Annotated in this window: 5 protein-coding genes; 3 read left to right on the top strand and 2 right to left on the bottom strand. The window is 61.6% G+C overall.

The window, feature by feature from the left end:
• The 3 genes from EN884_RS23580 to EN884_RS23570 all read left to right on the top strand — a co-directional run.
• Positions 1-625, top strand: a 625-nt coding sequence (locus tag EN884_RS23580) for a L,D-transpeptidase (RefSeq protein WP_164895121.1), incomplete at its 5' end; no start/stop codon positions are given.
• A 137-nt stretch (positions 626-762) separates the two neighbouring features.
• A complete protein-coding gene (locus EN884_RS23575) occupies positions 763-2,400 on the top strand; it encodes a CTP synthase (RefSeq protein WP_013531733.1) in 1,638 nt (545 codons plus the stop codon).
• A gap of 11 nt (positions 2,401-2,411) precedes the next feature.
• Complete coding sequence (locus tag EN884_RS23570; protein WP_013531732.1) at positions 2,412-2,948, top strand: DUF1697 domain-containing protein; 537 nt, start codon at positions 2,412-2,414, stop codon at positions 2,946-2,948.
• A gap of 38 nt (positions 2,949-2,986) precedes the next feature.
• On the opposite strand, the gene EN884_RS23565 is transcribed toward EN884_RS23570, so the two are convergent.
• Together EN884_RS23565 and EN884_RS23560 are read right to left on the bottom strand one after the other, a co-directional pair.
• Positions 2,987-4,444, bottom strand: a complete 1,458-nt coding sequence (locus tag EN884_RS23565; RefSeq protein WP_024503329.1) for an NCS1 family nucleobase:cation symporter-1 — start codon at positions 4,442-4,444, stop codon at positions 2,987-2,989.
• Between the two features lie 240 nt (positions 4,445-4,684).
• On the bottom strand, positions 4,685-5,602 hold a 918-nt coding region (locus EN884_RS23560), incomplete at its 5' end, for a LysR substrate-binding domain-containing protein (RefSeq protein ID WP_245491974.1).

The following is a 5,602-nucleotide window of genomic DNA, read 5'->3' as shown; positions in this document are numbered from 1 at the left end:
GCGCAGCGAAGTCATCGGCCAGAAGAAGCCGAGCGGCGGCGGCCTGTTCGCCGGCCTTTTCGGCGGGACGTCGTCCGGCTCCTCGATAAGCTATCTTCCCGAGACGCGGGCTCTCGATCAGGCTCTCGCCAAGAGGGAGGCCAAGAAGCAGTTCAAGGTGAAGCCGGAATTCGTGCCGCAGGACGTGGAATTCACTGGTTACGATGCCGGCACCATCGTCATCGACACCAGCGCGCGGCGCCTCTACCTCGTCGAATCATCTTCCACCGCGCGGCGCTACGCCATTGCGGTCGGTCGCGAGGGCCTGCAGTTCAAGGGCACGGTCGCGGTCGGTGACAAGCAGGAATGGCCGCGCTGGATCCCGACGCTGGACATGCAGAAGCGCGAGCCGAAGCATTACGGCCAGTATAAGGACGGCATGCCTGGCGGTGGCCAGAATCCGCTCGGCGCCCGCGCCATCTATCTCTATGACGGCAAGAAGGACACGCATCTGCGCATCCACGGCACCATCGCGCCGCAGTCGATCGGAACCAGCGCCTCTAATGGCTGCTTCCGCATGATCAACGAGCACGTCATGGATCTCTACAGCCGCGTCAGGGTTGGCACCAAGGTCGTCATCATCTGACGTTTTCGTCATCCTGCCGAAAGGGCCGGCTCAGCCGGCCCTTTTGTTTTGCCCTGTTCACGATCCGAGCGCCTTCTTGGGAAAAAACCTTCGCGGTGGTTTTTTCTCTGGCGGAATCAATCCGGCCGCGTTAAGCGATGACTCCCATGGCGCGATATGTATTCATCACAGGCGGCGTGGTTTCCTCACTTGGAAAAGGCATTGCCGCAGCGGCCCTTGGGGCTCTCCTGCAGGCGCGAGGCTATCGCGCACGCATCAAAAAACTCGATCCCTATCTCAATGTCGATCCGGGGACGATGTCGCCGTACCAGCATGGCGAGGTTTTCGTCACCGACGATGGTGCGGAAACCGATCTTGATCTTGGCCATTACGAGCGCTTCACAGGCCGCTCCGCCAACCAGCAGGACAACATCACCACCGGCCGCATCTACAAGAACATCATCGAGCGCGAGCGGCGCGGCGACTATCTCGGCGCCACCGTGCAGGTCATCCCCCACGTCACCGACGAGATCAAGAATTTCGTCCTCAACGGCAATGACGACTATGATTTCGTGCTGTGCGAGATCGGCGGCACGGTCGGCGACATCGAGGCGATGCCGTTCCTGGAGGCTATACGCCAGCTCGGCAACGACTTGCCGCGCAACAATGCCGTCTACGTGCATCTGACGCTGATGCCCTATATCCCGACGGCCGGTGAGCTGAAGACCAAGCCGACTCAGCATTCGGTCAAGGAACTGCGCGGCATCGGCATCGCGCCCGACATCCTGCTGGTCCGCGCCGACCGCGCTATCCCCAAGGAAGAGCGCAGAAAACTGTCGCTGTTCTGCAATGTGCGCGAAAGCGCCGTGATCCAGGCGCTCGACGTGCCGCATATCTACGACGTGCCGATGGCCTATCACAAGGAAGGGCTCGATTCGGAAGTCCTGGCCGCCTTCGGCATCGATCCGGCGCCGAAGCCGCGTATGGAGCCGTGGCAGGCGGTGTCCAACCGCATCCACAATCCGGAAGGCGAGGTGACCATCGCCGTTGTCGGCAAATATACCGGCCTCAAGGACGCCTACAAATCGCTGATCGAGGCGCTGTCGCATGGCGGCCTGGCCAATCACGTCAAGGTCAAGCTCGACTGGATCGAATCGGAGATCTTCGAAAAGGAGGATCCGACGCCGTGGCTGGAAAAGGTGCATGGCATCCTGGTTCCCGGCGGCTTTGGGGAGCGCGGCTCGGAAGGCAAAATCCTGGCGGCGAAGTTCGCGCGTGAGCGAAAAGTGCCGTATTTCGGCATCTGCTTCGGCATGCAGATGGCCTGCATCGAGGCGGCGCGGTCGCTGGCCGGCGTCGAGCATGCGTCTTCGACCGAGTTTGGTCCGACCGAGGAACCGGTCGTCGGCCTGATGACCGAATGGCTGAAAGGCAACATGCTGGAGAAGCGCCGCGAAACCGGCGATCTCGGCGGCACGATGCGGCTCGGCGCCTATCAGGCCGAGCTCGCCAAGGGCTCCAAGATCGCCGAGATCTACGGCGACACTCAGATTTCCGAGCGCCATCGCCACCGCTACGAGGTCAATGTCGACTACAAGGAGCGGCTTGAGGATTGCGGCCTGGTGTTCGCCGGCATGTCGCCCGACGGCGTGCTGCCGGAAACGGTCGAATACCCGGACCATCCCTGGTTCATCGGCGTGCAGTATCATCCGGAACTGAAAAGCCGGCCGCTCGACCCGCATCCGCTGTTCGCCAGTTTCATCGAGGCAGCGGTGGAGCAGAGCCGGCTGGTGTAGGCCGGTCGGCCATGCAGACCTATGTCGCGCTGCTTTACAGCATCATTCTGGGCGAGGGCCGCCGGGTCGTCATGGCCGATCTCAAGGCCATGGCGGAAGATCTCGGGCTGAAGAACCCGCGCACCCTGGTGGCGACCGGAAATCTGGTCTTCGAGGCGCCGGCAACTGATATTGCCGACCTTGAACAGCGGCTGGAGGCAGCCTTCGAAAAAACCTTCGGCCGCCATGTCGACATCATCGTGCGTGGTGCCAAGGACTGGCTGAAGCTTGCCGCCGGCAATCCGTTCCCGGCCGATTCGGCCAAAGCAGGCGATCAGGTGGCCGTACGGGTGATGCGCAAGCCTGCGCCCGTGGAGGCCGTGACGGGGCTCCAGGCCTATGCCGGCGAGGATGAAAAAGTGACTTCGGTCGGCGGCGACATCTGGGTCGTCTTTTCGCGCGAGAGGCCAAGCTCGCGGCTGCTTGCGGCGATGAATCACAAGCGCATGGGCACGGGCACGTCGCGCAACTGGAACACGGTGCGCAGATTGGCCGAGATGCTCGGGTAGGTTTTGGGGCGGCTCTCGCCGCCCCAAAATTCACCTTGTCAGGCCTTCGCGGTCCTGGCGCCGGCGCCCAAAGCGGCGGTGCGCAGCACGTAGTAGATGATGCCGGCGATCGCCACGCCGAAGAACCAGCCATAGACACCCCACCAGGACGGCAGCCAGTTGGTGAAGTTGGGCAGGATCGACGAGAAGATGGCGCCGATGCCGGCGGCGATGAAGGCGTTGACGTGCCAGCCGCCCTGGAAGCGGAATTCGCCATCTTCGCGATAAAGCGCCTCGACGTCGACCTCACCCTTCCGGATCAGGTAGTAGTCGACCATCATCACCCCGAAGATCGGCCCCATCGTCGCGCCGATGATGTTGACGAAGGAAGCCGCACTGCCTTCCCATGGCGCGAAGGGATAGAGCAGCAGGGCGATCACGGCCGCGATATAGCCGCCCTTCTTGAAGTCGATCTGCCTGGGAAAGACATTGGAGAAGTCGAAGGCCGGCGAGACGAAGTTCGCCACGACGTTGATGCCAAGCGTCGCAACTGCAAAGGTCAGGGCAGCAAGGGCTGCCAGGAACCAGCTGTCGAATTTCGCCGATATCTGGTCGGGATGCAGCAGCACCTCGCCATAGACGTCAAAGGCGGCAATGGTGGTGACGCCGGCCACCAGAGAAAACAGGATCAGGTTGATCGGCAGGCCCCAGATGTTGCCCTTGCGCAGCGATGCCTTGTCAGGCGCGTAACGGGCGAAATCGCAGAAATTGAGATAGAGCGCCGAGAAATAGGTGACCCAGATCGCGGCCACCGCAAACAGCGAGGTCCAGGAGCCAGGCGTGCCGGGCACGCCCGCATCCTTCGTCTTGTCCAGCAGCACGTCCATCGGGATGTCGCTGGTGAAGGCAAATCTCCCGGATTTGACACAGAGATAGATCGCCAGGATCAGCATCATCACCCACACCGCGGGGCCGGCCCAGTCCTGGAAGCGGCGGACCGTTTCCATGCCGTTCTGGATGATCAGCAATTGCAGCCCCCAGATGACCACGAAGCAGATCACCTCCAGGCCGGTATGACCGAGGAAGTGCGTGCTGGCGTTGAAATCGGCGAACCATTGCGTGCGGATCAGCAGCGCCACGATCGCGCCCGAGGCGGCGGCAGTCTGCGCGCCGTACCAGAAGCAGGCGACGACGGCGCGCACCAGCGCCGGTATGTTGGCGCCCCAGATGCCGAAAGAGGCGCGGGCAAGCACGGGGTAGGGCACGCCCGTCTTCACGCCGGCATAGCCGACCATGTTCATCAGCGCGTAGATGATCAGCGAGCCGATGCCTATGGCGATGATGAAATTGACGAAGCCGCCGCAGAACAGGAACAGACTGGCGGCAAGATAGTAGCCCCAAAGGCTGTGGACGTCCGACGTCCAGACGTTGAAGATCGAGAATGGTCCCCAGTTTCGAACTTTGGCCGGAGCCAAATCCTCGTTGTACAGATCAGGTGAAGCACCCTGTATCGTCATGGCAATGTTCCCCTTTTGCAGCACGCGCCCTCACGCGTTGGCCGCGTGCAGGTTAAGCCTGCCGCAGGGGAACCGACAAGCAACCTATTTGCCGGCTTTGGCCTTAAAGATATTCAATGAGAACTGCGATTATCGATGCAAGGCGATGGTGGGTCATCGCTGGACCACGGATGAGTCGAGGTTCGACGCGGGGATTCCAATCTGAAGCGGTGGCTCCCGACATTTTCGGTTGGGGGGCATCTAAGCGATTGCCATCACCTGCTTGTGGTCCGCGACTTCGGCGAGCAGCCAATCCTGAAACAGACCGGTGCCTGGCTTGTTGCCGATGCTGCGACGCTGATGCAGGTAAATGCCGGCCGGATAGGTGTGGCGGGCACGGAACGGCGCGACCAGCTTGCCTTGCTGCAGAAAATCTTGCGCCATCATCGTGTCCGCAAGCGCTATTCCGGCGCCATTGATCGCTTCGCGCATGATCAAGGTGCAATCATCCAGTGTTGTGCTGGATTTTGGCGTCGTTTCCAGAACGCCTTCCTGCTCCAGCCAACGCTTCCATCTCATGGTTTCGCATTCATGGATCAGATGATGATTGACCAGATCGGCCGGCGATCGCAGCGGCACAGGCCCCTCCAGAAGCGAAGGCGCACAGACCGGCGTCAAAAGCAGCGGGATCAGCAGCGTCAGAGCCGGGCCGGCCTTGTAGACGAACTCGTCGACAATGGCCAAATCGAAGTTGGCGCGCTTGCCTGAAGTGGAGATCTCCAGATCCACCGACGGATGCAACCGGCGAAAGTTCGGCAACCGGTCCGCCAGCCAAAGGTTCAGAACGGTGGGCACGCACAAGACCCGAACACGTTGGATCTTGCCGTGGCGCGACCCCTCGGAGAGGCTGACGTCATCGGTGGCGCGCCAGATCGCTTCGAACGCCTCCGAGAGGCTGCGCGCATAGTAGGAGCCCCTTATGGTTGGCGTTATCTGGCGAAAACCGCGTTCGAACAGGTCCTGGCCAAGATTTCGTTCAAGCGCGCGGATGTGCCGGCTGACAGCCGAGGGTGTCAGATGCAGTTCTTCCGCCGCGTCCTTGACGCTGCCAAGGCGAGCGGCGGCCTCGAAAGCGCGCATGCCATTGAGTGAGGGAAGGGCCATTGGCCGAGCATGAAT

Source organism: Mesorhizobium sp. M7A.F.Ca.AU.001.01.1.1 (assembly GCF_004022735.1).
GTDB lineage: Bacteria > Pseudomonadota > Alphaproteobacteria > Rhizobiales > Rhizobiaceae > Mesorhizobium > Mesorhizobium ciceri.
This window is presented reverse-complemented; position numbering and strand designations above follow the sequence as displayed.